The sequence below is a fragment of the Micromonospora marina genome (genome assembly GCF_900091565.1).
Taxonomy (GTDB): Bacteria; Actinomycetota; Actinomycetes; order Mycobacteriales; family Micromonosporaceae; genus Micromonospora; species Micromonospora marina.
The window spans coordinates 1-26078 of sequence record NZ_FMCV01000032.1 but is presented as its reverse complement, the minus strand read 5'-3'; the positions used below and the strand labels follow the sequence as shown (position 1 = coordinate 26078).

At 68.3% G+C, this 26078-nt stretch carries 18 protein-coding genes and 2 pseudogenes; 15 read left to right on the top strand and 5 right to left on the bottom strand.

Annotated features, from left to right (window positions below; translation table 11 throughout):
• The first annotated feature begins 85 nt into the window (after positions 1–85).
• From GA0070215_RS26210 to GA0070215_RS26195, 4 genes are read left to right on the top strand one after another with little or no spacing between them, the layout of a single operon-like run.
• A complete protein-coding gene (locus tag GA0070215_RS26210) occupies positions 86–1111 on the top strand; it encodes a phosphopantetheine-binding protein (RefSeq protein ID WP_091051084.1) in 1026 nt (341 codons plus the stop codon).
• Positions 1108–1875 carry a thioesterase II family protein gene (locus tag GA0070215_RS29375; protein ID WP_196806799.1) on the top strand — a complete coding sequence of 256 codons (768 nt, stop codon included), beginning with the start codon at positions 1108–1110 and terminating at the stop codon, positions 1873–1875. Before GA0070215_RS26210 ends, GA0070215_RS29375 begins: the two co-directional genes overlap by 4 nt.
• Positions 1787–3616 (top strand): amino acid adenylation domain-containing protein, encoded by a 1830-nt coding sequence (locus GA0070215_RS26200; RefSeq protein WP_091051080.1) that lies wholly within the window; start codon positions 1787–1789, stop codon positions 3614–3616. Before GA0070215_RS29375 ends, GA0070215_RS26200 begins: the two co-directional genes overlap by 89 nt.
• Complete coding sequence (locus GA0070215_RS26195; protein ID WP_091051077.1) at positions 3613–6909, top strand: non-ribosomal peptide synthetase; 3297 nt, start codon at positions 3613–3615, stop codon at positions 6907–6909. The genes GA0070215_RS26200 and GA0070215_RS26195 overlap by 4 nt, the downstream gene beginning before the upstream one ends.
• Positions 6910–6975: 66 nt before the next feature.
• Here the strand turns inward: GA0070215_RS26195 and GA0070215_RS26190 are convergent, their stop codons facing one another.
• A complete protein-coding gene (locus tag GA0070215_RS26190; RefSeq protein WP_091051073.1) occupies positions 6976–7803 on the bottom strand; it encodes a class-II aminoacyl-tRNA synthetase family protein in 828 nt (275 codons plus the stop codon).
• Between the two features lie 41 nt (positions 7804–7844).
• Complete coding sequence (locus GA0070215_RS26185) at positions 7845–9218, bottom strand: condensation domain-containing protein (protein ID WP_167361577.1); 1374 nt, start codon at positions 9216–9218, stop codon at positions 7845–7847.
• A gap of 209 nt (positions 9219–9427) precedes the next feature.
• Between GA0070215_RS26185 and sbnA the strand changes: the two genes are divergently transcribed.
• The 7 genes from sbnA to GA0070215_RS26150 all read left to right on the top strand — a co-directional run bounded on the left by sbnA (position 9428) and on the right by GA0070215_RS26150 (position 17062).
• A complete protein-coding gene (sbnA, locus tag GA0070215_RS26180; protein ID WP_244167157.1) occupies positions 9428–10387 on the top strand; it encodes a 2,3-diaminopropionate biosynthesis protein SbnA in 960 nt (319 codons plus the stop codon).
• Positions 10388–10389: 2 nt separating this feature from the next.
• Entirely contained in the window at positions 10390–11430 is a 1041-nt protein-coding gene (gene sbnB, locus GA0070215_RS26175) for a 2,3-diaminopropionate biosynthesis protein SbnB (protein ID WP_091051064.1), read from the top strand.
• Between the two features lies 1 nt (position 11431).
• Positions 11432–12370 carry an ornithine carbamoyltransferase gene (locus tag GA0070215_RS26170; protein WP_091051060.1) on the top strand — a complete coding sequence of 313 codons (939 nt, stop codon included), beginning with the start codon at positions 11432–11434 and terminating at the stop codon, positions 12368–12370.
• Positions 12371–12374: 4 nt separating this feature from the next.
• Positions 12375–13319: a 3-oxoacyl-[acyl-carrier-protein] synthase III C-terminal domain-containing protein gene (locus GA0070215_RS26165; RefSeq protein WP_018788852.1), complete on the top strand. Its 945-nt coding sequence runs from the start codon at positions 12375–12377 to the stop codon at positions 13317–13319.
• Positions 13320–13323: 4 nt separating this feature from the next.
• Positions 13324–14679, top strand: coding sequence for a preATP grasp domain-containing protein (locus GA0070215_RS26160; protein ID WP_091051057.1), 1356 nt, complete (start codon positions 13324–13326; stop codon positions 14677–14679).
• Positions 14676–16262, top strand: a complete 1587-nt coding sequence (locus GA0070215_RS26155) for a phosphopantetheine-binding protein (RefSeq protein ID WP_091051054.1) — start codon at positions 14676–14678, stop codon at positions 16260–16262. The genes GA0070215_RS26160 and GA0070215_RS26155 overlap by 4 nt, the downstream gene beginning before the upstream one ends.
• 179 nt (positions 16263–16441) lie before the next feature.
• Entirely contained in the window at positions 16442–17062 is a 621-nt protein-coding gene (locus tag GA0070215_RS26150) for a hypothetical protein (RefSeq protein ID WP_141708251.1), read from the top strand.
• A gap of 230 nt (positions 17063–17292) precedes the next feature.
• Here the strand turns inward: GA0070215_RS26150 and GA0070215_RS26145 are convergent, their stop codons facing one another.
• Both GA0070215_RS26145 and GA0070215_RS26140 read right to left on the bottom strand, forming a co-directional pair.
• A complete protein-coding gene (locus tag GA0070215_RS26145; protein WP_167361576.1) occupies positions 17293–18915 on the bottom strand; it encodes an acyl-CoA dehydrogenase family protein in 1623 nt (540 codons plus the stop codon).
• Between the two features lie 80 nt (positions 18916–18995).
• Positions 18996–19298, bottom strand: coding sequence for an acyl carrier protein (locus GA0070215_RS26140; protein ID WP_018788847.1), 303 nt, complete (start codon positions 19296–19298; stop codon positions 18996–18998).
• A gap of 21 nt (positions 19299–19319) precedes the next feature.
• Here GA0070215_RS26140 and GA0070215_RS26135 point away from each other — a divergent pair, with 21 nt between their 5' ends.
• The 3 genes and pseudogenes from GA0070215_RS26135 to GA0070215_RS26125 all read left to right on the top strand — a co-directional run bounded on the left by GA0070215_RS26135 (position 19320) and on the right by GA0070215_RS26125 (position 25499).
• Positions 19320–21188, top strand: coding sequence for a fatty acyl-AMP ligase (locus tag GA0070215_RS26135; protein WP_244167156.1), 1869 nt, complete (start codon positions 19320–19322; stop codon positions 21186–21188).
• Between the two features lie 491 nt (positions 21189–21679).
• Positions 21680–22911: pseudogene (locus tag GA0070215_RS26130) on the top strand (IS110 family RNA-guided transposase).
• Between the two features lie 1367 nt (positions 22912–24278).
• Positions 24279–25499, top strand: coding sequence for an ISAzo13 family transposase (locus tag GA0070215_RS26125; protein WP_244167159.1), 1221 nt, complete (start codon positions 24279–24281; stop codon positions 25497–25499).
• 45 nt (positions 25500–25544) lie between these two features.
• On the opposite strand, the pseudogene GA0070215_RS26120 reads toward GA0070215_RS26125, so the two are convergent.
• Positions 25545–25742: pseudogene (locus GA0070215_RS26120) on the bottom strand (IS5/IS1182 family transposase); the annotation flags it as partial.
• 144 nt (positions 25743–25886) lie between these two features.
• Between GA0070215_RS26120 and GA0070215_RS29920 the strand changes: the two are divergent.
• On the top strand, positions 25887–26078 hold a 192-nt coding region (locus tag GA0070215_RS29920), incomplete at its 3' end, for a transposase family protein (protein ID WP_141708206.1).

Below are 26078 nucleotides of genomic sequence, written 5' to 3'. Positions count from 1 at the left end.
GAGTTGCCTGCCCGCTGCCTGGCTGGCCGGGCCAGCGCTGCCACAGGATCGGGCGGACTACCCAGCCGACCTTCTGTGAGGTGGCATGACCAGCGCCGCACCCTCGGACCTCGCCACCCGCCCCGGCCGGCGTTCATGCCACGCCGTCGAAGCGACGATCCGTGAAGTCTGGTCCGAGCACTTCGGTCGGGCGGTGGGTCCGGACGAGGACTTCTACGACCTCGGCGGCGACTCGATCAGCGTCGTAGACGTCGTGGTCGCCCTCCGCGCCCTGGGCTTGGAGGTACGAGCCTCAGCGGCACTCCGGTTCCCCACTCCGGCCCGGCTGGCGGAGAGCCTCACCGTCGGAGCAGGTCCGGCTGGGCTGATCGACGTGCCCGCCCTGCGCCGGCCGGGCGATCTCGCCGCGGCGACCCAGCTGCACCCGATCAGGTCAGGGACCGGCGTGCCGCTGATCGTGGTGCACTCGGTCAGCCACGTCGAGGCACAGCGAGACGCCGTCCGGCGATGGGCGACCGCACGACCGGCGTACGGTCTCACGTTGCCCGGCGGGCCGCACACGTCGATCTCGGCACTAGCCGATCACCTCCGCTCGTTTCTGCCCGGCGGACCCCTCCGCTTCGTCGGCTTCGGGCCCGGGGCAGCCGTTGCGACGGAGCTGGCACGGCGGTACCCGCAGGACACCGAGCCGGTCGTCCTCATCGATCCGCCCGCAATCGGCCGGCCGACAGGCGGGCCCGGGAGCGCCCTCGATCGGATTCTCGACCGGCAGGCGCGCCGTTTCGGCCTGGACGGCGACGAGACCCTGCCGGAGGTTCATGCGGAGATGGAGCGCGCGGGCTGGTTCCGGGGCACCCCGACGAACGGCCTGCCGCAGCTTCACCGCACCGCGGCGGGGCTGGCCGAGGCACTCGACGAGTACCACCCGGAGCCGTTCCGCGGACCGGCCGTGCTGTTCCACGACGCCTCGCGCGACCCGACCCCGGCGGAGACCTGGGCCCCGGTACTGCCGGACGCGGTAGTGCACCGCCGAGACTACGGGATCTGTTCGCCGCGCCGGCTGATCGACGATCCGCTCGTGGCTACCACCGCGTCGGGAGCCCTGTCGTGACCGCGGAAACGCTGCCGGGTCGCTGGGTGGCACGGAGTCGTACGAGCGATGACGTCCGGCTACGTCTGTTGTGTTTCCCGCACGTCGGAGCCGGTGCCACCGCCTTCCGCGCCTGGATCCCGCACCTGCCACCCGGCGTGGAGCTGTGTGCGGTCCGGCTACCCGGGCGGGAGAACCGGCTCGCCGAGCCGCTCCTGGACAGCCCAGACGCGCTGTTCCCACTGCTCGACCCGGCCCTCGAAACGCTGCTCGACCTGCCCTTCGCCGTCATCGGGCACTGCTCCGGCAGCGTACTGGCGTACGAGTACGTCCGACGGCTCCAGCGGGCTGGTGGCCCGCCACCCCGGCACATCGTCCTCTCCTCGGCGCCCGGCGCAGCGGTGCGGCAGATCAACGACCCGTTACATCTGCTGCCCCGCGACGAATTGATCGCTCGGGTGTCCGAATTCGGCGGAATGCCGGAGGCGGTGTCGAGCGACGCCGACCTGATGACGATGTTCGAGCGGATCCTGCGCGCCGACTACCGCGTGATCGAGCTGCTCACCTACTCGACCGGAGCACCGCTTGACGTCCCGATCACGGTACTGGGGGGACGACGCGACGAGTTCGTCACGGTCTGTGAAATGGCCGCTTGGTCCGAAGCGACGTCGAAGGAGTTCACCCTGCACCTGCTGGATGCCGGGCATTACGTCTTGTACAAGGCCGCGGCCACGATCGGCCGGCTGGTGCGAGAGATATCCGAGGCCGGCAATGACGAGCACTGACGCCGACAGACCATCTACGACACTCGACCTGTTCCGCCTCCAGGTCGCAAGGACGCCGGACGCCGTGGCGGTCCGGACCGAAGCGGAAAAGCTTACCTATCGGGACCTCGACTACAGATCAGACCAGATCGCCTGCCTGATCGACAGCGCCGGTCCGCCCGGTGATCTTCCGGTCGGCGTGTGTCTACGGCGGACAGCCGACCTGTTGCCGACACTGATCGGCATCTGGAAGGCCGGGCGGCCCTACCTCCCCCTGGACCCCGATCTACCACCCCGACGAGCCCGTGGGATGGCCGCCCGTGGGGGTTGCACAGTCATCGTGTCGCACAGCGAACACCGCGAGCTGCTCGCCGCCCTCGACGGCGTACGCCCTCTGTTGCTCGACGCGGAGCAGGGCCCTTCCACCGGCGTCATCACCGCGCGGGCGCTCCGACCGGAAGATGCGGCCTACATCATGTTCACCTCCGGCTCGACTGGTGAGCCGAAGGGGGTGGTGGTCGAGCACCGGGGGCTGACCAACTACCTGCTGTGGGCGGCCCGGGAGTACGGCGGCAGCGGTACCGGAGGATCGCCCTACTTCACCTCCATCGGGTTCGATCTCGGCGTGCCGAGCCTGTTCGCACCGCTGATCATCGGCCAGGCGGTTCACCTGTTGCCGGACCCCCTCGATCCGGCCGACCTCGCCGCCCTGCTCGTGGCCGGTGGTCCGTACGCCTTCGTCAAGATGACACCCGGCCACCTCAACCTGATCAGTCTTGACCTGTCCGCCGCCGAGGCTCGGAAGCTGGCCGGCGTCGTGATCGCGGCCGGCGACGCCTTCCCGTACTCTTTGGCCGCCCGATGGCGGGCGCTGGCCGGACCGGGCGGTACCGACGTCGCCACCGAGTACGGTCCGACGGAGATCACGATCGGCAACTCCGGGATGCGCGTGCCGCTCGGCAACACCGACGGGCTGGTACCGCTCGGCTCGCCGATTCCGCACACCATGATGTACGTGCTGGACGACCACCTCGACCCGGTACCGTCCGGCGTCCCGGGCGAGGTGTACATCGGCGGTATCGGGGTCGCGCGCGGCTACCTCGGTGATCCTGCGCTGACCGCGCAGCGCTTCCTGCCCAATCCGTACGGCGAGCCGGGTGCCCGGTTGTACCGCTCCGGCGATCGCGCCCGGCAGGTCGGCGACGACCTCTACTTCCTCGGCCGCACCGACGACCAGGTCAAGATCCGCGGGCATCGCGTCGAGCTTGCCGAAGTGGCTACAGCCTTGCAGCGGCACCCGGACATCCGCGAGGCCATCGTCGTCGACCGCCTGCGCAACACCCACACGGAGCTGGCCGGCTTCGTGGTCGCGGCACCCGCCCGCGAGGTGGACGTGGCGGAACTGCGCGCGGCGGTCGCCGCCGAACTGCCCGGCTACATGATCCCGGCGCAGTTGCGGGTTGTCGACCGGCTACCGCTGACCGCCAACGGCAAGATCGACCGGGCGGCTCTGCTCCGGTCGCTTGAGGACAACACCACACCGGCCGCCCGAAACACGGACCCGGATGTCGTGGAGTTCTCCTACCAGGTCGTGCGCAACGACAACGATCAGTACTCGCTGTGGGACGCCGGTCGACCGCCGCCCCGCGGGTGGAGGTCGACCGGGGTGGACGGCAGCCGCGCCGACTGTCTCGCACACATCGCCTCCGTGTGGCAGGTCGACGCGCGTTCACCTTCCGCCGAACCCCGGAGCACTCGATGAGCCTGTTGATTCCCGAACAATTCCTCGCCGTCGCCGCCAACCGCCCTGACGCCCCGGCGGTCCGGCAGGGCGGCAGCATCATGACGTACCGGGAGCTGGAACGCGCGGCCCGCCGGATCGCCGGAGCCCTCGCCGACCGCGGTGCGCGGCCGGAGACCGTTGTCGGTGTGCTGGTGACGCCCGGCCCCGACCTGGTCGCCACGCTGATCGGCATCTGGCTGGCCGGTGGCTGTTACCTCCCGTTGGACCGGCACGCCCCGGCCGAGCGCCTCCGCCGGATCCTCGACGTGGCCGGCGCAACGCTGGTGGTGTGCGATGACGGGCCGCGTGCCGGTCTGTCCACCAACATGATCGTCGACCTGCCGGGTCCGACCGCAGAGGATGTCCTGTGGCACCCGGCCGACGGCTTCGCCGCCCACCGGGCGGCGTACGTCATGTTCACCTCCGGCTCGACCGGGACGCCGAAGGGCGTCGTCATCGAGCACGCGGGCATCGCCAACCGGATCCGGTGGGCGGTGAAGGCTCTGGAGCTGACCGCCGAGGATCGGATCCTGCAGAAGACGCCGCTGACCTTCGACGCCGCCGGCTGGGAGATCTTCGCGCCGCTGACCTACGGCGGCGCGGTCACGTTCGGCAGCACCGGCGCCGGCCAGGACGCCGCGGAGCTGGCCCGGTCGACTGTCGAGTCCGGGGCCACCATCCTGCAGGTCGTGCCCACGATGCTGCGGCAGCTGGCGGCCGAACCGGAGCTGGCGGCATGCAAAACGTTGCGGATCATATGCTCTGCCGGGGAGCCACTCCAAGCCGAGCTGTGCACCCGGGTGCGCGAGCTTGTCGACGTCGACATCTGGAACACGTACGGACCCACGGAGTGCTCCATCGATGTGCTCGCGGCACGATTCGACCCGGCGCAGCGGACCGGCCCGGTACCGATCGGGCACCCGATCGACGGCGCCCGGTACCATCTCGAACCAGTACCCGACGAGCCGGATCTGTTCGAACTGTACGCCGGCGGGATCGGTGTGGGCCGGGGCTACCTGGGCGATCCAGCAGCGACGGCGGACCGGTTCGTCCCCGACGAGGTCGGACCTCCCGGTGCGCGCCTCTACCGCACCGGTGATCTGGTCCGCTGCCGACACGACGGCGCACTGGAGTTCGCCGGACGGCGCGACGACCAGGTGAAGATCAATGGGATCCGGATCGAACCGGGCGAGGTCGAGGCGGCCCTGGTGACCCACCCGGATGTCACCGAGGCCGCGGTCCGCGCGGTCACCGATCCATACGGTATTCCGCGGCTGGCCGCCTGGGTGGTGGTCAGCTCGAAGGACGTCGCCTCCGGGCTGCCGGCGTACCTGCGGGAGAAACTGCCGTCCGCCCTGGTGCCCGCGGTGTTCACGGAGGTCGCCGTGCTTCCCCGCACCACCAGCGGCAAGACCGACCGGGCGGCGCTGCCCGAGCCGGACTGGGCCACGCCGCCCACGGCACCGAGCACCCGGGACGACGTGTTCCTGACTGTTGAACAACGAATCGTTCTGGATGCCTGGCGGGAGGTGCTCGACCTCCAAGAGATCGGCCTTGATGACGACTTCGTCCGGCTCGGTGGTCACTCGCTGATGACCACTCGGCTGGCCGCCCGCCTCGAGCGGGTGACCCGCCTCGCCCTCGACTTCCGCGAGTTGCACTTCGCGACCACGCCCCGTGCGCAGGCCGAGCTGATCCGCGAAGCGGTCGCGGCGGATCCGGTGCCGCGCCTGGCGCCGGACGCCCGCCTCCCGCTGTCGCCCGCACAGGAACGCTTCTGGGTGCTCGACCGGATGGACGCCCGCAGCCGAGAGTACCTGCTGCCGGTCCACCTCTGGATCCCCGCCGAGATCGCCCCGCAGACCGTGTCGGCAGCGTTGACTGAGTTGGTGGCCAGACACGACGTCCTGCGCTCGCGGTACGTCATGGACATCCGCGGCCTCTGCGCGGTCATTGAACCGGATGTCCCTGTCACGTTGCGCACGATCGACGTGGACGCGAACGAGCTGCCCGCGGCACTGGCCACGCTGGTGTCCGACGGTTTCGACCTCGGCACGACGCCGCTCTTCCGGGCCGCCCTGATCCGGGACGGCGGCACCGAGCAGCTGCTGGTGCTGGTCTGCCACCACATCATCGGCGACGGCTGGTCGACAGCCCTGCTGGCTCGGGACCTACGCATCCTCCTCGGGCTCTCTCCGGGTGAACAGCTCGGATCGGGCGCACCGCGCTATGTCGACGCCGTCGCGTGGCAACTGGCTCAGCTCACCGACGAGGTCCGCAGCGCGGAACTCGACTACTGGCGCCATCAGCTCGCGGGGCTGCCGCCCCTCGACCTGCTACCCACGACGTTCCGGCGCGACACCCACCGGCGCATCGACGGCGGCATCGTCCGGATCGGCATCGCTCCGGACGTGGCCGCGAGCCTCAGGAAGGTCGGCCGGCAGTCGGGCGCGACCCCCTACGTGAGCCTTCTGACCGTCTGGACCGTGCTGCTCTCCAGGCTGAGCGGTCAATGGGACTTCGGTGTCGGCACGCCGCACGCCGGACGGTCCCGCCCCGACCTGCACACGATCGTCGGACCGTTCATCAACACTCTGGTGATCCGCTCGCGACTGGCCCCGGAGATGACCTTCTCCCAGGCGCTGGCCCAGGTCAGTCGGGTCTGCCGGGATGGTTTCTCCCGCCACCGCCTGCCGTTCGAGCAGGTCCTCGAGGCGGCCGCGCCGGTTCGGGACGCCTCCCGCACACCTCTGTTCCAGTCGTTCTTCACTGTGATCGGCGAGGGCGACGTGGGCCTGCCGCTGAGCGACCGCGACCTCGACCTGTTCGCGCGGGTGTGGTCGGTCGCGCGCACCGATGTCGCGCTGACCGTGTGGCCGGGACAGGACGGCAGCTACGGCGGATTCCTCGAGTACGCATCGGCTCTGTTCGACCCGGAGGCCGGCGCGGACCTCGCTCGGCGGCTGGCCACGCTCACCGCCCGGCTGGCTGCCGACCCGACCACAGCGATCGGCGCAGACGGGCTCGACGAGCCAACCCTGGCGGTCATGCCCGAACAGGCCGTCCTCGACCACGTTCGCGAACTGCTCGGACAGCCTGGCATCGGCCCGTTCGACGACGTGATCGAGGCCGGCGGAACCTCCCTGATAGTTTCCCGTTTGCTCTGGTACGTACAGGAGACGTTCGACGTCGAGGTTCCGATGCGGGCGTTCTTCGACCGTCCCACGGCAGCCGACCTGGCACGTGCAGTGACCGAGGGCACCCGGCGGTAACCCCGAATGAGGGCCGGCCCGACCGGGCCGGCCCTCATTCGTGATCTGCTGCGGTTCGCGGCGAGCTCAGACCGGCTCTGGCCACGCGGCCGGGTCGTCCCCGTGCGCGTGAATCATCGCGAGGACGATACGTTCCAGACCGAACGCGACGCACGAGGTGTGCGCCGGCCCCGCGTCCCGGTATCTGATCCCGAACCGCTTGCCCAGGTGGTCCTTGTGACTGTTGGCCGAGGCGATCGCGGTGCCCGGGCCCTCCCCCGTCAACGGCACGACGAACTCCCACTTCAGGCTCTGCCCGATCTGGCTGTCGCGTAGCAGGTCGCTGCCCGGCCCGAAGAAGGGGTCGCTGGCTGGCTCGACCTTGACCGGCAGACCGAGGCGGGAGAACAGATGCCGACCCCGGTCGATCCAGTCGTCGCGCCAGCGCAGGGCGGCAGGAGCATCGGCGACCAGGACGAACTCCCGCATCCGGAAGGTGCGGAACCGGCCGAGTTCACTGGTCGCCTCGTGCCGGTGGCAGTACCCGGTGACGTCGAACTGCCGCGGGCCGTCCACTGTGGCGTCCGCCAACTCCTGATAGACCCCGTAACACACGGCCGGCATCAGCACCGTGTCGGCGTCACCCGGACCACCCGGGTACGTTCCGACGGTGCCGAGCAGGTGTGGGAACGCCGCCGCGTATTCAGCCCGCTCGATGACCATCCGTGACATCAGTGGCGGGAACACCTGCGGACCGGGCGAGCCGGCCGGGTCGGCGACGGTGAGCACAGCCTCCAGCCAGGACACCACCCGCTCGAACTTCGGAGTGCAGCTGAAGGCTCCGGTCACGCCGACCGGCGCCAACCAGCCGCCGTCGAACAGACGCCCGGCCGGGGATTCCGGGACAGCGCTCACCGATGGTGACATATTCCCTTCTTCCTGTGCATTAGGGTGCATTACCTTGTGGGCGACCCAGTGCGGAGACCGCGTAACGGGAACGGAAGTGCCGAGCCTGTGGCGGCGGCCAGCAGTTGCCCGTAGCCGCCGGCCAGTTCGGCGGCGACGTCGTCGTCGAGCACGGAGTCGTTGTACTTGAAGCGGAGCCTGGTCGTGTCGCCCAGACGGGTGACGAGGACGTTGATGTCGAACTGACCCAGTTGTTCCGGGAAGTCGAACCGGGAGACGTCCAACCCGGCCAGCCGCAGCCGGCTTCCCGGCCGGACCGCGGGGTTCATGAGGTCGTCCGGCACCTCCGTGTTCATCCCGAAGAGCACCGACACGAGGCCGGGCAGCCTGCGGTCCAGCCGCGTCCCGATCAACCGCGGAATCAGCGCGCTCGGGTATTCGCGGTGCAGCAGGCCACTCCAGAACCGCTTGTTCGTCCGCCGGAGCACCGCCTGGAACGACTCTTGCGGATCGATCGTCGCCCGCAGCGGCAACGGATTGACGAAGTACCCGATCGAGTTCGCGAATCGTCGGGAGGACCGTTGGGTCACCGGATACCCGACCAGGAAATCCGTACGTCCGGTGAACCGATACAGCAGGAGCTGGAACACCGTCATCAGGTAGACGAACGTGGTGACGTTCTCACGCGCCGCCGCGTCCCGGACCGCCGCCATGAGGTCACGCTGCAGGTCGAGCACCACCTCCGCGCCCTGATAACGGTAGTCCGAAGGCCTCGGGAGATGACCCAGCGGAGCGGGCGACTCCAGCCCGGCCAACTCGGCCCGCCAGTACTTCTCCGCGGCCCGTGCCCGCGGTGCGGCGAGCTGGTCGCGCTGCCTGGCCACGAACTCGTCGTAATCGTCGATCGGCCCATCCGCATCGCGCCCGCCGTACGCCGACAGGACGGCCCGAAGGACCGCCAGATGCCCGATGTCGTCGACGATCAGGTGATGTGCGGTCAGCAGCAGGACATCGGGGCCAGCCCGGTGCAACAGGTGCAGCCGAACCGGAAGCTCACGGTCGAGCCGGAACGGGCGTCGGGTCAGCTCCACCGCCAGCCGTCGCAGGGCCTCGTCGTCCACTCCGACGCAGTCCACGACCGCCCAAGGAGCCGGCGTCGCCTCGACGGCCGGCACTCGTCGGATCTCATCGCCCTCCAGCCGGTACACAGACCGCAGAAGTCCGTGCTCGCGGATCGTGCGCGCCACAGCTTCCGCCATCCGGTCGGTCTCCACCGCGAAGTGCAGGTTCACCCCGACCGCCATGTTGTATGCCGAGCAGTCCGGCACGAGCCGCTGGAGGAACCACAACGATTCCTGCCCCGGGCTCAGCGGGAAGCCCGCATCATCCGTCGTCTGCTCCACCGGATGGTCTTCTCCCCTCATGTCAGCCATCCGCACCAGTAGCGCACTGGGTCAACGGCGGGTCGAGGAAGTGACGCGGGCAATTCCCGCCGGCCCGATCGTGCGGTCCAGCTGCCGATCATTTGCCTGTTCGGCGTCGCAGACGCTTCCTACGCTGACGACCGACGACCAGCGAACCGGTTTCGCGATGGGGGGTGACACCAGTGATTTACGATCAGGCCCACAGCATCGTGGCCGATGACGTGTTCCTGCGGTTGCCGGATGCGCTGCCGGGCGTCGAGGTCGTCCTCAAGCTGGAGGGCCTCAACCCGGCTGGCTCGATCAAACTCAAGCCTGCGGTAGGTATGATCCGCGACGCGGAGCTACGCGGTCTACTCCGGCCCGGAGGCCGGGTCGTCGAATCGTCGTCGGGCAGCCTCGGTATCGCACTGGCCATGGTGTGCGCCGCCCGCGGATACAGGTTCCAGTGTGTCACCGATCCCAACGCGTCACCGCAGAGCGTCGCTGTTATGCGGGCGCTCGGCGCCGAGGTCGTTTGCGTCGACCGGCATGACGAGAACGGCGGCTATCTGCAGAGCCGGATCGCCTACATCAAGACGCTGATCACCGCCGACCCGCAAGTGGTCTGGCTCAACCAGTACGCGAACCCGGCGAACTGGCGGGTACATGCGGAGACCACAGCCGCCGCCATCCTCGCCGAACTGCCGAAGGTGGATTTCCTCTTCGTCGGGACCGGAAGCGCCGGCACCCTGATGGGCTGCGTCCGGCTGTTCCGCCTGGCATCGCCCCGCACCCGGATCGTCGCGGTTGACAGCCTCGGCTCAGTCAGCTTCGGCCGCCCAGCCGGCACCCGGTTCGTCCCGGGGATCGGCGCCAGCCGTCAGCCAGAGATCCTGCGCCCCGAGGCGGTTGACGACCTCGTCGTCGTGGCCGAGCACGAGGCGGTGCGGACCTGCCGCTGGCTCGCCCGGGAACGCGGCTTCTTCGCGGGCGGATCGACCGGCTCGGTCGTCGCCGCGATGCAGCACTACCGGCCCGCCATCCCGCTCGGCTCTCAGGTCGTCGGCATCGCGCCGGACTTCGGCGACAGGTACGCCCAGACGATCTACGAGGACACCTGGGTGGCCGACCGGTTCGGGCTTCCCGACATCTCCCTGCCCACCGTCGACCTCGCCCGTACGAGGAGCTGACCGTGTTCGACTTCCATGTCATGCGCGGGCCGGACATCCGCGCGTTGATCGCCGAATCGCGGCCCGGCGTGGTGGACACCGTCCGCCGTACCTACCTAGCCCATCACGCGGGCGAGACGATCAACCCGAACAGCTACTTCTTGCGGTTCCCGGACCACCCGTCAGCCCGCATCATCGCGTTGCCGGCGGCGCTCACGGCGGCACCGGCGGTGGCGGGGATCAAGTGGATCGGCAGCTTCCCGGTGAACGTGCGACGGAACGTCCCGCGCGCCTCGGCCTTGTTGATCCTCAACGACATGGAGACCGGTTACCCGTACGCCTGCTTGGAGGCTGCCCAGATCAGTGCGGCCCGGACGGCGGCCTCAGCGGTGCTCGCCGCGGAGCGGCTGCACGGTTCCCGTCAAGCGGAAAAGATCGCTGTGGTGGGAGCCGGTGTGATCAGCCGCAACGTTCTGGAGTTCCTGCACGACCTCGGCTGGCGGATCGGCGAGGTGGCGGTACACGACCTGGACCCGCCCTCGGCGGATCGCGCGGCCGGATTCGCCTCCTCGCTGGACTTCCCGGGCCGGGTCGCCGGGTCGCTGGCGGCGGCCGTCCAAGGTGCCGGCGTAGTGGTGCTGGCCACCACCGCCGCAGTCCCATACCTGCACGACGAGAACACTTTCGAACCCGGCCAGACGGTCCTCAACCTGTCGTTGCGCGACATCGGGCCGGAGATCATCCTGGCCGCCAACAACATTCTCGACGACGTCGACCATTGCCTGACCGCCGGCACCTCGCCGCATCTGGCCGAGCAGAAGTTCGGCCACCGGCACTTCATCGACGGCACGATCGGTGACCTCCTTCTCGGCGACCTTCCACTCGACGAACGTAAGCCCCGCATCTTCTCACCGTTCGGTCTCGGCGTGCTCGACCTGGCGGTGGGCCGAGAGGTTCTGAACGCGGGCCGGACCAGCGGTCGGGTCCTCGCCGTGCCGAACTTCTTCGCCGAAACCGCACGGTGGGACCACGACACGGTCCACACCACGAGCCAGGGGGACTGACGTGAGCGGCGGCACGGCACGGCATCTGATCTCGCTTCGTGACGTCAGCGACGACGACCTTCGTGCCATCGTGGATCGCGGTGCGCTCCACGCCCGCGGGTCGGCCGGCGGGTCGTCGAGGACGTTGACGGACGCGGTGGTCGGCACCTACTTCACCAGGACGTCGACCCGCACCCGGACCGCATTCTCGGCGGGCGCGCTCCGGCTCGGCGCGGGGCTGATCCCCTACGACGGGGCGGTACTGCAGACCAGTACCGGCGAGACCAGCGAGGACACCGGCCGGGTGCTGTCAATGATGCTCACCGCGTTGGTGGCGCGCACCGCAGGCAACCCGGCGGAGATGCGGGCCTGGGCGCAACAGGATCGGATGGCGGTGATCAACGCGATGAGCGCGGACGAACATCCGACGCAGGCACTGGCCGATCTAACCACCATGTCGCTGCACTTCGGCGACCTCGACGGCCTGCGGGTCCTGTATGTCGGCGAGGGAAACAACACCGCCAGTGCCCTGGCCCTGGCGCTGGCCCGGTTCCGGGACGTCCACCTGGAACTGCGGACCCCGCCGGGGTACGGGCTGGCGGATGCCCTCCTCGACGAGGCGGCGGCGCAGGGTAGGCGGCACGGCGCGACGATCCATCAGCAGCACGACCTCGCCGGAATCCCCCCGGACTTCCAGGTCGTCTACACCACGCGTTGGCAGACAACCGGCACCGAGAAGACCGACCCCGCGTGGCGGACACTTTACGCGCCGTTCCAGGTCGACGCGGAGCTGATGCACCACCTCCCCAAGGCGATCTTCATGCACGACCTCCCCGCGCACCGCGGCGAGGAGGTCACCGCAGAGGTGCTCGAGGGGCCGCGCAGCATCGCGTTCGCACAGGCACGGAACAAGATGTTCAGCGCCATGGCGGTCCTCGAGTGGTGCCACGGCATCGGCTGAGGAAATGACGTTGCTCACGCTGCGCAGGGTCGTGCCGGTGGTACCGGACACCCGCATCACCATCACCGACCTCGCCCCGACGGCCGGGCTGTCGCCTGCCGAGGAGCGCCTACTGATCCGCGTGCTCGGGCTAGGCCGAGTCGCGGTCGCCAGCCATCTCACGGGCACCGAAATGCTACTCCGCGCCGGTGACGCAGCGCTGCACGCGGCCGACCGTTCAGCGGTGCGTTACCTGATCCACGCACACACCCTGCAGCACGTCACACCGCCGGGTGTCGCGATTACCGGCGCCCTGCGCCGCAAGCTGGGGCTGTCCCGAAGCCGGGCATTCGCACTCTCGCATCTCGGCTGCGTCGCCGGCCTGTACGCCGTACGGCTCTGCGACACGCTGCTGCGCTCGGAACCGCCCGGTTCGACGGCGCTGGTGATCGCCGGGGACCGTGTGCCGGCGGCGGAAGCCCGCGTCCTGCGCGGCGCTTCGATGCTCGGCGACGCCGCGGCCGGCGTGCTGGTCGGGCACGGTGGCGACGGTGACACAGTGATCGGCTTCGCCCACCGGACGCTTGGCAAGTACTACCAGGCCCGCTACATGGGCCCGGAACTGAGGCGGCAGTACCTGGAGGCATACGTCCCGGCGATGGCCGGCGTGATGTCCTCGGCGGTCCGGGACGCCGGGCTCACGATCGACGACATCGCGCTGGTCCTTCCGCACAACGTGAACCGCTATTCCTGGGTGGCCATCGCGCGGCACCTGGGCCTGCCGACATCACGTGTCTATCTCGACAACGTCACCGAGATCGGCCACTGCTTCGGGGCCGACCCGTTCATCAACCTCAGCACCGCTCGGGCGGCGGGAGCCGTCGTTCGCGGTGACAACCTCCTGCTGGCCTCGGCCGGCGAAGGTGCCACTTTCAACGCGATGGTCGTACGCGCCGCGGCCGAAGGGTAGGACGATGACCGGATCCCCTGAGCATCCCGGGTTCACCGCCAGGCTCAAGTCCCGGACCGTCGGTGACGAGCGAGCCCGGTTCGTCTACCTCAACAACTTCGAGGTCGAACGGAGCTGGGGACGTGACGACCGTGGTCTGCCAGGAGCCGCCCTCTCGTTCTCGTCTGTTCTGGTCAACCGCATGGAGGAAGTCTGCGTCCTGCTCGCCGACCAGGACGACCTGGTCATCCTGAAAGCGCCGGTGGACCCGCACTACCTGGACCACCTCCGGTCGCTCGGCGCCGCCGCCGGGGATCATCTCCTGGTCGATGACAACGACGTCGAGCGGTCGGTCACCCGGGACGCACTCGCGTCACCGCGGCTGCTGGCGGAGCTCGCCGGCCTGGCCGATGGGCGCACCTACCTGATGCCGCTGGGCATCTCGGCCGACGAGGAGGAACTCGCGGCCCGTACCGGGCTGCCGCTGGCCGGACCGGACGCCAAGATCTGCCGCCACGTCAACGGGAAGATCTTCAGCCGCGAGCTCGTCGACCGAACCGGACTCACCCCGGTACCCGGCAAGGTCTGCCGGACGCTGGGCGAGCTCGAGTCAGCCTTGCTGACCCATCTGGAGCTTGCCGACCAGGTCGTGGTCAAGGAGTCACTCGGGGTGTCCGGGCGCGGCATGACCGTTCTGGACAACAGCAGCCGGGCGGAGCGGCTCGTCCGGATGCTGGGTCGCCACGGTTCGACCACCGATCTGTCGTTCGTGGTCGAGGAGTGGATCTCCAGGCGCTGCGACCTCAACTACCAGTTCATCGTGGACCGCGACGGAGGCGTCCACTTCGAGACCGTTCGTACGGCGCTGACCCGCAACGGCGTACACCGCGGGCACATTCTCCCGCCCGATCTCGACCCGGATCAGATCGAGCAGATCGCCGCCGCCGCCCAGGTCATCGGCAGTGCGCTGGCCGCCGAAGGGTACTACGGGCTGGCCGGGGTCGACGCGATGATCGGCACCGACGGGGTGCTCTATCCCTGCCTTGAGATCAACGCACGCTTCAACATGGCGACCTATCAGAACCGGCTCGTCGAGCGGTTGCTGCCGCCCGGCAGCCACGCGATGGCCACCGTGTTCGACCTGCGGACGCGGCGGCCGTACGGGTACGGCGAGGTCCGTAGGGCGCTGGCGGACCTGATGTTCAACGCTGGTCGGGGCGTGCTGGTGAACAACTTCGCCACCCTCAACGCCTCAGTCGAGGCCGGCAAGGCCCCCCGAGGCAGGCTCTACGCGGTCTGCGCCGGCGGTTCACCCGCCGAGGTCAAGGACATCCGGGATCGGGCGGAGATCGCACTGACGAGAATGGTGGAAACGGCATGACCAGCGACATCGACTGGGTCGAACTGGCGACCCAGTACGGGACACCGACATATGTGTACGACGGTGCGGAGCTCGCCGGGCAGTTCCGCCGACTGCGGGACGCGGTGCACGATTCCCTGGAGATCTTTTTCTCTCTGAAGTCGAACCCGAACCGCAGCTTCTTCGAGGTACTGCAGTTCGCCGGGGCCCGGGCCGAGGTTAGTTCACTGGCCGAGCTGCGGACCGTCCTGGCGGCCGGCGCAGACCCCGCAAACATCATCTTTCTCGGACCGGGCAAGAGCGAGACCGAGATCGCCGCCTGCGTCGAGGCCGGCATCTACGCGATCGTGTGCGAATCATTCGATGAGCTGGACCACATCGACCGGGCCGCCGGCGAGCGCGGCGTGCGCCAGCGGGTGCTGATTCGTGTCAACCCGGCCGCTCCTATCGCCGGCTCACGTCTTTCGATGGGCGGAAAGCCACGTCAGTTCGGCATCGACGAAGAGGCTGTACTGGCCTCGGGCGGAACTCTGACCGGATACCGGCACGCCGACGTGGCCGGGATCCACGCCTATCTGGGCACCCGGATCCTGGACCACGGGGTGATCCTGGCCAATACGGCGTACGTGCTCGACCTCGCGGACCGGATCGTTGAGTCGACCGGGATACGGCTTGACGCCGTCGACATCGGCGGTGGCCTCGGAGTCGGCTACTTCGACAACGAGAACGATCTCGACCTGGAGGGGCTCGCCGCGGAACTGAACCCACTCGTCGACAAGTTCGCCACCGGGCATCCCGACACCCGCTTGATGCTCGAGTCGGGTCGGTACCTGGCGGCCGGCTGCGGAACCTACCTGATGAGGGTCCGCTATACGAAGAAGTCTCGCGGGGTGAGCTTCGCGGTCACCGACGGAGGCACCCACCAGCACATGGCGGCGATCGGGATCGGATCGTTCGTCAAGCGCAACTTCCCGATCGACGTGCTGTCCGGGTCAGCGGGCGAGCCCGGCCCGACGGACCTCTGGACGATCTCCGGGCCCCTGTGCACGCCGAACGACACCATCGCCAAAGCGGTCGCCCTGCCCGCGCTGAAGCCGGGCGACCTGCTGGGCGTCCGCCGTTCGGGCGCGTACGGCCCATCCGCGTCGCCGGTCTACTTCCTCAGCCACGGGCACCCCGCCGAGGTCCTGCTGTGGCGAGGCCGCTCGTTCCTGGTGCGCCGCCGGGACACTGTCGAAGACGTGCTCGAGCGCCAGGTCGTCCACCCTGGTCTGATCCATGACGCACCGCCGTCCGACCGAATTCCTAAGCTAGGAGAGAACATGTCGTCCGCCATCGACGCACGCGAAATCAGGGAGTTCCTGCGCTCCGAGCTTTCCACCATCCTGGACAAGGACCTCCCGGACCTGACCGACGACATGAATCTGCTCCACGAAGTCGGGCTGGACTCCATCGAGGTGGTCGAGGTGCTGATGGCAATGGAGGATTCGCTTGGGCTCGTCATCGACCCGGACGAACTCAGCCCCGAGATATTCGAGACCGTAGGCTCGCTGACCACGTACATCCGGGCCAGTCTGGCCAATGCGCCCGCTGACGCGGTCTGACGGTGGCGGCCCTCGACGTCGGTGCCGGACTTCCCGTGCGTCGGCCGGACGTCCGGTACTTCACCGACGGCACCGGTGTCAGGCTCCGGGCGGCGGAACAACGGACCATCGAGGGACTCCTCGAGCCGTACGGACGGTCCATCTCCCCGCCTTCGCCGACCGGCCGGACCTTCGCCGCGATGGGGGAAGGGCTGCTGACCGATCTGGAGCGGCCACTTCCGCATCTGGACCTGATCATTCTCGCCTACGCCGAGCCGGACATCACGGTGGCCGAGGTGGCCGGCTGCTACCTCGCCGACCTCTGCCCGGGCACGCCGACCGGGTTCTCGGTGTCCGGGTCGGGGGTGGGCGCCCCGTTCACCGCCCTGCGCATTCTCCAGGCGGCCCGCGCGGCCGGGGAAATCGGCGACGGCGCGGTGTTCGCCTTCGACCAGTCGGCCAGCCTCTACCGCGCGAAGGCTGACGCCGAGCGTGACTGCGCTGTGCTCCTCACGATCGACGACCGGGATCCGGACCGATTGGTGCTCGAGATCCAGCCCGAGATCCAGATCGACGACCTGACCGACATCCCGTTCGCCGGCCCGCCCGGCGCGCGGTTCATCGCGGGCCGGGAACTCACCGAGCGTCTCGGCTCGGCGCCGTCCGACCGCACCTGGACGCCGGTCGTCACGCCCGGCTGCACCGCCATCTGGGCGGCTTTGGCAGCACACTGGTCCCCCGAACAGCACATCGTCGTCGCGGAGTACGACTGCGTCGATCAGATTCTCTACCAGGCCTTGCTCAGCCCCGTGTCCGAGTGAACCGGCCCGCCGCGCTCCGGACCGGCGTCGACCCGCTCATCGTGGCCCTCCCGCCCCGGGCCCGAGTCGCGGCTGAGTGATGAGCCACCATGCCGCGGCGAACGCTGCTGCGCGGCGGTTGAACCCGTCTATGAGTCGGAAGGCCCGGCGGTCTCGGGCCAGACGAACACGAGACCGCCCGGCAACGTCGAGGCGGGGCAACTCGACCTGAGGACGAGCGCTCACCAGGATCAGTCGACGATCTCCAGTGGCTGCAGGGAGAACAGCTCACCCGCTCGTTCCTGGCCGCACATCAGTTCGAAGACCGCCGGCGCAAGCCGGTCGTTGCGAGGCTGGTCCGTATGCAGCCGACGGGCGATCCGGTCGAGCGCCAGCACGACCCATTCGCCGCCCCGGAAACCGGAGGGCAGCGCGTCCCGGCCGTGGATCCAGGTGAGCAGCACCGACGACGCGCCGTGCAACAGCGCATGTGAGCGGGCAAGGGTGAACCGCCGTGTCCCATCGCCCGCGTCCACGATGCCCCCGAGCACACCCTCCCGGACCACGTCGAGCCGACCGATGATCGAAGCCAACTCGGCATGCAGGCCCGGGTCGATCAGACTCAGTGCCTGCCGGGTGTACCGGGGCCAGCCGGCGGTCACCTCGTCCTCCAGCCCGTTCGTCAACCGGAGGGCCGAGCCGGACGGCCGCCAATGCGCGGGCTCGCTGCCGCGGCTGAAAAGCTGGGCCAGCAACTCGTCGTCCGCCTGATCGTCGCGCCGACCATGGCTGAGCACGTGCGGCAGTTGCGCCGCGATCGAGGCCAGATTGACGTGTGTCGTGCCTTCGAAGATGCCAGCGATGGCGAGATCCCGTTCCACCTTCTGAAAGTGCCGATAGGTGAGCTCGGTACGCAGGTACCTACGCGCGCTGAGCACCGTCGCCAGGTTGGCGACGGCGTCCTCGGCGATGGTCGGCACCAGATACTTCGCGATCGACGACCACATACTCAGCCGGCTCGGCACAGTGGCCACCGCTCGGGTCACCGCGATCGCCGTGCACTCGCCGATAAGCAGGTCAAGGTACGCATCCACAAGAATGGCCCGGACCTCCGGCAGCTCCGTGATCGAAGCACCATACAGCCGACGGCCGTGAGCGTGGCGCAACGTGATGCGGAGAGCCGCGTCCAGGCAGCCCAGGGCGAAGCCCGCGATCAGCGTACGCGTCAGTTGCAGCGTCTTGAGCGCCATCGCAACACCCGAGCCCTCACGGCCCAGCACCACTGCGCGCTGCACCGGACACGAGTCGAACCGAAGACCGGACAGATCGTGTCCGCGGATCCCGAGCGTCGGAACCGGCTCGACCGGCTCCCAGCGGTCGGCCGGGAGCGCGGCCTTGTCCAGCAACAGCAGGGAGTACGACTTGGTACCGGTCCGCGCGTACAACGTGACGAAGCTGCCGCGGTTGCCGTTGCCCACCAGCCACTTGGTGCCGTCGACGAGATATCCCCCGTCGACGCGGCGTGCTGACACCGTGCAGTTCAACAGGTCGCTGCCGTGATCGGTCTCAGACATTGCGAACGTGCCACAGGCACCTGCCCGGAGCTCACCGGCCAGCCACTGTTGCCGCTCGGGATCTCCCCAAAGCCAGACGGGAAGAGCGGCCAGCAACGTGGAACCGTAGTAGACACCCAGTCGAGGGTCACGCCGGGCGAGCGCGCGAAAAGCAGCGAAGAGCTGCTCATGCGACTCGAGCTTGCCTCCGAGGTGCACGGGTATCAACTCTTCGGCGAAACCCCAGTCGTGAACGGCTGCGAGCGCCGGGTGGGGAAACTCGTCGTTCTCGTCCGCGTCCACCAAGGTCCGCACCGACATCGGGTCACCGTCGCCACCCAGCATGCGTTCCAATTCGGCCGCTCGGTCGTAGGCCCGGGTGGCTGGCAGCGCCCCGGCCGTCACAGCTGTACGCCATTCAGGCAGCCGTGCAGGTGGGCCGCGAGACCGTCGATCGTCGGGTGCTCCCAAACGGCAGACGACTCGATGCGGAGACCGTAATGCTCCTCAATGTCCCCGATAATGGCCGCCAGGTACACCGAGTCGATCCCAAAGGACGCCAGCGAGGCGTCCGCGCCGATGTCCGCAGCCTCGAGGTCAAGGTAGACGGCAATCCGTTCCGTAAGCCAGGCTCCGATCGCGTCGACCTCGCCGTTCATGTCGGCTCCACTTCTTGACAAATCAATCAAGCGGTCCTCCCTCATGGGCCGATCCTCGATTTCGTCATGCCTGAAGTCAACGGCAACTTCGACGGCACCTTGTTCCGAAATCCGGCACGAACCTCGGCAGAACGGAATTGCCGGTCGGCCGCCAATCTGCCTGCGGGGTACCTGGACCGACCCGCTCTTTGCGATTGTCATCGAGACATGACAAGCAGTGAGAACCTGGCGGACGTCAGCGCGACGGTCCACCGGCACAGCGAGAGTTCCGGAGAGCGGCCGGCCCTGGCGTTCGTCCAGGACCCGGCTGTCCCATCGAGCGCCCGTTGGTGGACGTACTCCGAACTGGACCGGGAGGCCCGGGCCATAGCAACTCATCTGGCCGCCCGCCTCGAGGTCGGTTCGCGGGTGCTTCTGATCTACCCACCCGGTGGGGAGTTCGTCACTGCGCTCCTCGGCTGCATCTACGCCGGCATGATCGCGGTACCCGTCTCGATGCCCGGGAAGCTCGGGCATGCTCGGCGCCGGGTGCTCAACATCGCCGAAGACGCCCGCGTCGCGATGGTGCTCAGCGGTGACCCGATACACGCTGAGATCCAGTCGTGGGCGGCCACCTCCGGCCTTGAACAACCGGTCATCCCGCACGCCTCGGTGGCCACGCACGACGATCCGATCGCGGCACCGCGTCCGGCCGGGCCCGGCACGGTGGCCCTGCTGCAGTACACCTCGGGCTCGACCGGCGACCCCAAGGGCAGTGTGGTCACACACCAGAACCTGGTCGTGAACGCGGGAACGATGGCAAGGACGTTCGGCTTCGACGAAACCACCCGCTCCGGCAGCTGGCTGCCTCACTACCACGACATGGGGATCGGTGTGATCATGCCGCTGCTGCTGTGCGGGGGCAGCGTGGTGTTGATGGACCCGGCCGTGTTCCTCCGGCGACCGGTCGGATGGCTCACGCTGATCAGCACCTACCGGGTCACGTTCTCGGCGTCGCCAAACTTCGGATACGAGTTGTGTTGTCGCCGGGTGTCCGACGAGGACTCGACAGGTCTGGACCTTTCGTCGTGGCGCCACGCGATCAACGGCTCAGAGCCGGTACGAAGCAGTACGGTCCGCGAGTTCACCCGCCGGTTCTCCGCGGTCGGGCTGCGGCCCGAGGCCCTGGTGCCCAGCTACGGCATGGCCGAGGCGACCGTCTTCGTGGCCGCCTCGCCCGACCGGCCGGCGGTCATCGCCCGCTTCGATCGTGAGGCGCTGGCCGATCACCTGCTACGTCCGGCCGAGTCGGCTGGCGACGCCCGTGAACTTGTCGGCTGCGGCAGGCCGCGGGATCTGGATCTCCGGATCGTCGACCCGGCAGGCAGGTTGCGGGGTGACGGCGAGATCGGCGAGATCTGGTTGCGCGGAGCGTCGGTGGTGCCTGGCTATTGGGGGCGCGCCGAAGCGACGTCCCACGCCTTCAATGCCCGCATCGGTGACGAGGACGGCTTCCTTCGGACCGGTGACCTCGGTGCCGTCGTCGACGGCGAACTCTTCGTGACCGGGCGGATCAAGGAAATGCTCATCTTCCGTGGCCGCAACCTCTATCCGCACGACGTCGAGCAGGAGGTAAGGCTGCACCACGAGTTGCTGAAGCACGGCAACGGGGCGGCGGTGGCGGTGCCTGCCGAAAACGGCGCGGGGGACGCCGAGGACCACCTCGTTCTGCTGCACGAGGTGGCCGGGCGACCGTTGCCCGATGAGCTGGCGGCGACCGCGACGGCTATTCAGGAGACCGTTGTCCGCGAGTTCGGCGTTCGATGTCAGCAGGTCGTCCTTCTGCGCCGCGGTGGCGTCCGCCGTACGACGAGCGGAAAGGTGGAGCGGTCGGAGATGCGTCGGGCCTACCTGGCCGGCGAGCTACGTCCGTTGTTCGACTCGGCGCTCGGATGAATCGGCTGAGCTCACCCGGAAGACCGCGAACAGCTGGGACGCCTTCGGCCAGTATCCCGTAGCTCAACAGTGGAACCGGAGGAGCGGAACATTCTGTGGAAGGCGGCTGGCCACCGCCCTGGACCTGCCCGGCACCTCCAGCCGGGGCGCGGCAGTCGATGAGGAAGGTGGCCAGCTCCGCCGACATCGCCGCGGAGTCGGTCAATGCGACTGCTGCACGCGACCCTGCAGGGCCGCCGCGCCTAATGGGTTCTGGGAGTGAGCCATCCGGCAGACTCCTGGTGGGTAGGTAGCCGCCAGTTGGTGAGCACTGGCCGTTCCTGGACGTTGAGTCCTGGTGAAAGATCGTGCCCTGGCTGGTCGGTGTGGAGAGTTGATCGCTGATGGGATGTCGTGCCCGCCCGGTTGCGGCGTGAGCACTGCTTCTTTAGGTCGCTGATGGTTCTCCTCCTGGCTACCGAAGGTGATCGGTTCGATAGGCGGGAGACGTGTTGCTGTTCGTGGGAGATGACTGGGCGGAGGACCACCACGACGTTGAGGTGATGGACGCCTCCGGCCGCCGGCTGGCCAGGCCCGGCTGCCCGAGGGCGTCGCGGGTATCACGCGGCTGCACGCGATGATCGGCCAGTGCCTCGGTGACGACGTCGACGTCGACGATGTCGCCGCCCGGGTGAAGATCGGCATCGAGACTGATCGGGGGCCGTGGGTGCAGGCGTTGGTCGCCGCCGGGTACACGGTGCACGCGGTCAACCCGTTGCAGGCGGCCCGCTATCGGCAACGCCTCGCGCTGTCCGGGGCCAAGAGCGACGCCGCGGACGCGCACATGCTGGCCGACATGGTGCGAACCGACTCGCACCAGCTGCGGCCGATCGCCGGCGACTCGGCCGAGGCCGAAGCGGTCAAGGTCGTCACCCGGATGCACAAGACGCTGATCTGGGAACGCACCCGCGCCGTTCAGCGGCTGCGGCACGCGCTGCGGGAGTACTTCCCCGCCGCTCTCGCAGCGTTCGAGGACCTCGACGCCGCCGACACCCTGGAACTGCTCGCGAAGGCCCCGGACCCGGCCGCCGCCGCCAGGCTGAGCATCAGCCAGATCAGCGCGGCTCTCAAACGGGCCCGCCGCCGTAACACCGCGGCCAAGGCCACGGCGATCCAGGCCGTGCTGCGTGCCGAGCACCTCGGCCAGTCCACCGTGGTCACCGCCGCCTACGCCGCGTCGGTCCGCGCCCTGGTCGCGCTGCTCGTCACCCTCAACGAGCAGGTCAAGGCCCTGCAAGGGCAGGTGGAGGCCCATTTTGGCCGGCACCCGGACGCTGAGATCATCCTGTCCCAGCCCGGACTGGGTGCCGTCCTCGGCGCCCGGGTGCTCGCCGAGTTCGGCGACGACCACAACCGCTACACCTCGGCCAAGGCCCGCAAGAACTACGCCGCGACCAGCCCGATCACCCGCGCATCCGGGAAGAAGAAGACCGTCGCCGCCCGGTTCGTGCACAACGACCGGCTCATCGACGCGCTCATGACCCAGGCGTTCACCGCGCTGACCGCCTCGCCCGGCGCCCGCGCCTACTACGACCGGCAACGCGCCCGCGGCGCCACCTACAACGCCGCCCTGCGGCAACTCGCCAACCGGCTCGTCGGCATCCTGCACGGATGCCTCAAAACCGGCACCCGCTACGACGAGGCGACCGCCTGGTCCCACCACCTCAACAAGGCTGCTGCTTGACATTCAAGCCCCTGGGATGTCTTTCACCGGCGAACGCGAGCCCGACTGACCGCGTTCTGACGGGCACGCCGCTACCACACACGTCCGAAGCCTCTTCCGCCTCGGACAGCATCCACCGGTCACGTGACACGCCCGTGCTCGGTCCTCCGGAGAAGCCGCGAAGGCCACGCTCACGTCATCGCCTCCCCAACTCGCGTTGAATAGCTTCAGACTAGTTAATAAAGTGCCATTCGGGCGCGTAGTGAGTGTATGGATTTACTCATCTGGGCCCTCGCCGCGGCTCGTTCATCAACCCGACGTTTCAAGCTCGTGAACCAGCCATTGACATAGGCGCACTTCTCTTCCTAGCCTGACTGCATCGTTGCACCAGTAAATCGATGCAGTAACCTCTCAGCTCCGCGATCCGACGGTGTGGCACCTCCGGTACGGCACCGTCCCACCCCGGGGAAGAGGAGAGGGCAGGATGGGCAGAGCCTGGAGGTGAGTTCCCGCAGTGGCGGTGGCGCTCGTCGCGGCATTGCCCGCCGGCATCTGCGGTGGCGCGCTCCCAGCGAGGACGACGGCAGGGCCAGCGGCGCCATGCGGCTCATGACGCCGCTCTTCGAGCCCATCGAAGGCGAAGCCGCTCCGGGAGGGCGGTTCGCCGCGCTCGTCGGCCAGTGCCGAGACCTGAGAGTCGAGGCTGGTCATACGCCGAACAGCAAGATCAACAATACGCTGACCAGGTCGATCGCCGACGACCGGCGAGACGGCGTGAGGCTCATGGGGCTGGCTGGATCCCGCCACTCACTGCCAAGAGCGCCCTCGCCGGACCGGATCGGACTCCGCAAGAGGCAAGGGAGCGACACACCGCGCGGACGAAGGCGCACGGCTTGCGCCCCCGGTGGAATCCCATGATCCCCACGGACCCGGCGGCCCGGCGTCTTCGAACGACGGTTTCATACCGTCATGCCCGGGGCCCCGGTCATGACAAAGCTCGCAGGCGGCCGCTGACCCTCGACGTCTACGACATCGTCGTATTCCACGCTGGGGCAGGTGCTGTTCACGGCAGATCTCGACAACTTCCTCTTCTGTCACGCCCCCGCCCGGCGACCGTCGCCGGCGTTTCGGCGCCAACTGCTTGTGCGTCGGGCGATCGGAGGGCAGCGGCAGCGACCTGCCCTTCGCGCCACGTGGACCACATCCAGCTCACCGTTCACCGCGCAGAACCGTAGGAGGGACACATGGCTGCGGACGCGCCACTTTCGCGCGGACCTCGAACTCTCCCAAGGAAGACGACCACGGACTACAGGCCCTCCTTCCTGGGACCGAATTCGCGGTTGGTCTGTCACGTCTGCCCCATCTGGGTGTCGTGTGGCGGGGTGTTCGTGGAGAGCGTCCTCGCGGAGAAGCTCGCACTGTTGCGTCCGGTCCTGAACGAGCGGCAGTGGCGGTTGCTGCTGGGCGCGGAGGCGCTGGCGGTGGGTCACGGGGGGATTGCGGTCGTGACTCGGGCGTCGGGTGCGGCGCGGTCGACGGTGTCGATCGGGCTGCGAGAGGTGCGTACGGGGATGGTGGTCCACGGGCGGATACGGGCACCGGGGGCGGGTCGTCGGCGAGTTGGTGAGGTGCAGCCGGGTGTGGCGGAGGCGTTGGAAGACCTGATCACCCCCGCGATGCGGGGAGATCAGATCTCACTGTTGCGGTGGACGTCCAAGTCGTCGCGGTCGTTGGTGAAGGGCTTGGCCGCGGCGGGGTATGCGGTCAGCCAACGAACGGTGGCCCGGTTGCTGCAGCGACTGGGGTACCAGTTACATACGGCTTCCAAGGCCAAGGAATGGGTGTCGCCTCCAGACCGGGATGCGCAGTTCTGCTACATCGACGCTTCGGCGCAACAGTTTCTGGACGCACGGGATCCAGTTGTCAGTTTAGCCTGCAAGAAGAAGGAGGTGGTCGGCGATCACGCAAAAGGGGGCCGAGAGTATCAGTTAGGCAGTCCGGCGAAGATTAATGGGCACAACAACCTCATGACGGGGGCGCCCAGGGCCATATCGTACGAGGTGCACGGCTTGGACGCGGACGAGGGGTGGGCGTCGGTAGGGATTGACGATGAGAACGCGGCGTTCGCGGTCAATACGCTGCGGACGTGGTGGAGGCAGGAGGGCAGCGCCCGATATCCGCAGGCACGGCGGTTGATGCTTGCTGCCGACGGCGGAGACGCGAACGGGTATCGCAGGCGGGCATTCAAGGTGGAGTTGGCGGCGTTCGCCGCCGAGGCACGCCTGGACGTCACAGTCTGCCACTTCCCACCCGGAACTTCGAGGTGGGAAAGGACTGAGCACAGGTTTGTTTCGTTCGCCTCCACCGACTGGCAGGATCGGCCGTTCACTGAACTCCAGACCGTCCTCGAATTGATCGCGCACACGACGACCGAGACCGGGCTGACTGCGTCATCATACCTGGACGGTGCCTACGCGGTCGGCGTCCAGGTCATTGATGCCGAACTGGCGGACATTCCCCTCACCCCGCACGATTTCCACGGTGAATGGAACTATACGATCAGTGGTAGAAAAAGCGGAGACCCGCTCGCGGCAGTCGTCGACAAATAAGAGCGACCGGCAATAGGCGTTACCTGATTCGGTGGATTGCCGGTCGGTGTCCCAGCGATATAGCGTACGGGCTCGTTGGATGAGTCGACGGATCGCGACGATCGCGGCGGCCAGGTACAGGTAGAAGTCGATGATCGCCGCGTTGCGGTCGGGGCAGCGGCGGATCTTGCCGAAGCCGTTCATCCACGAGTTCGTGCGCTCGACCACCCACCGCTAGCCGACGTGGACCGGGGCGGGTACTCCCCAGGGCCCCGGCAAAGTCGTGAGGGTGTCCGGCTTGGGCGGTTCGAAGTAGAAGCGCCGGTGTTGGTGGCAGCAAGACGGGCATGACCGGTTCAGAAGATCATCAAGGTTCTCTACGCCACGATGACCTATCCGAAGTGAGCCATGCCCGCACTGCCATCATCGCTGACCTCTTCTCTGTCCTGCGCACCGGCTCTGACCGTTGCCGAAACCGCTGGTGGGCTGCCCGCAGCACTCGCCGGTCTGCCTGACCCGCGAGCCCGGCGGGGTGTGCGGCACAGGCTGCCGGTCGTGGTGACCGCGGCGGTCTGCGCCGTGGTTGCCGGCTACCGCTCG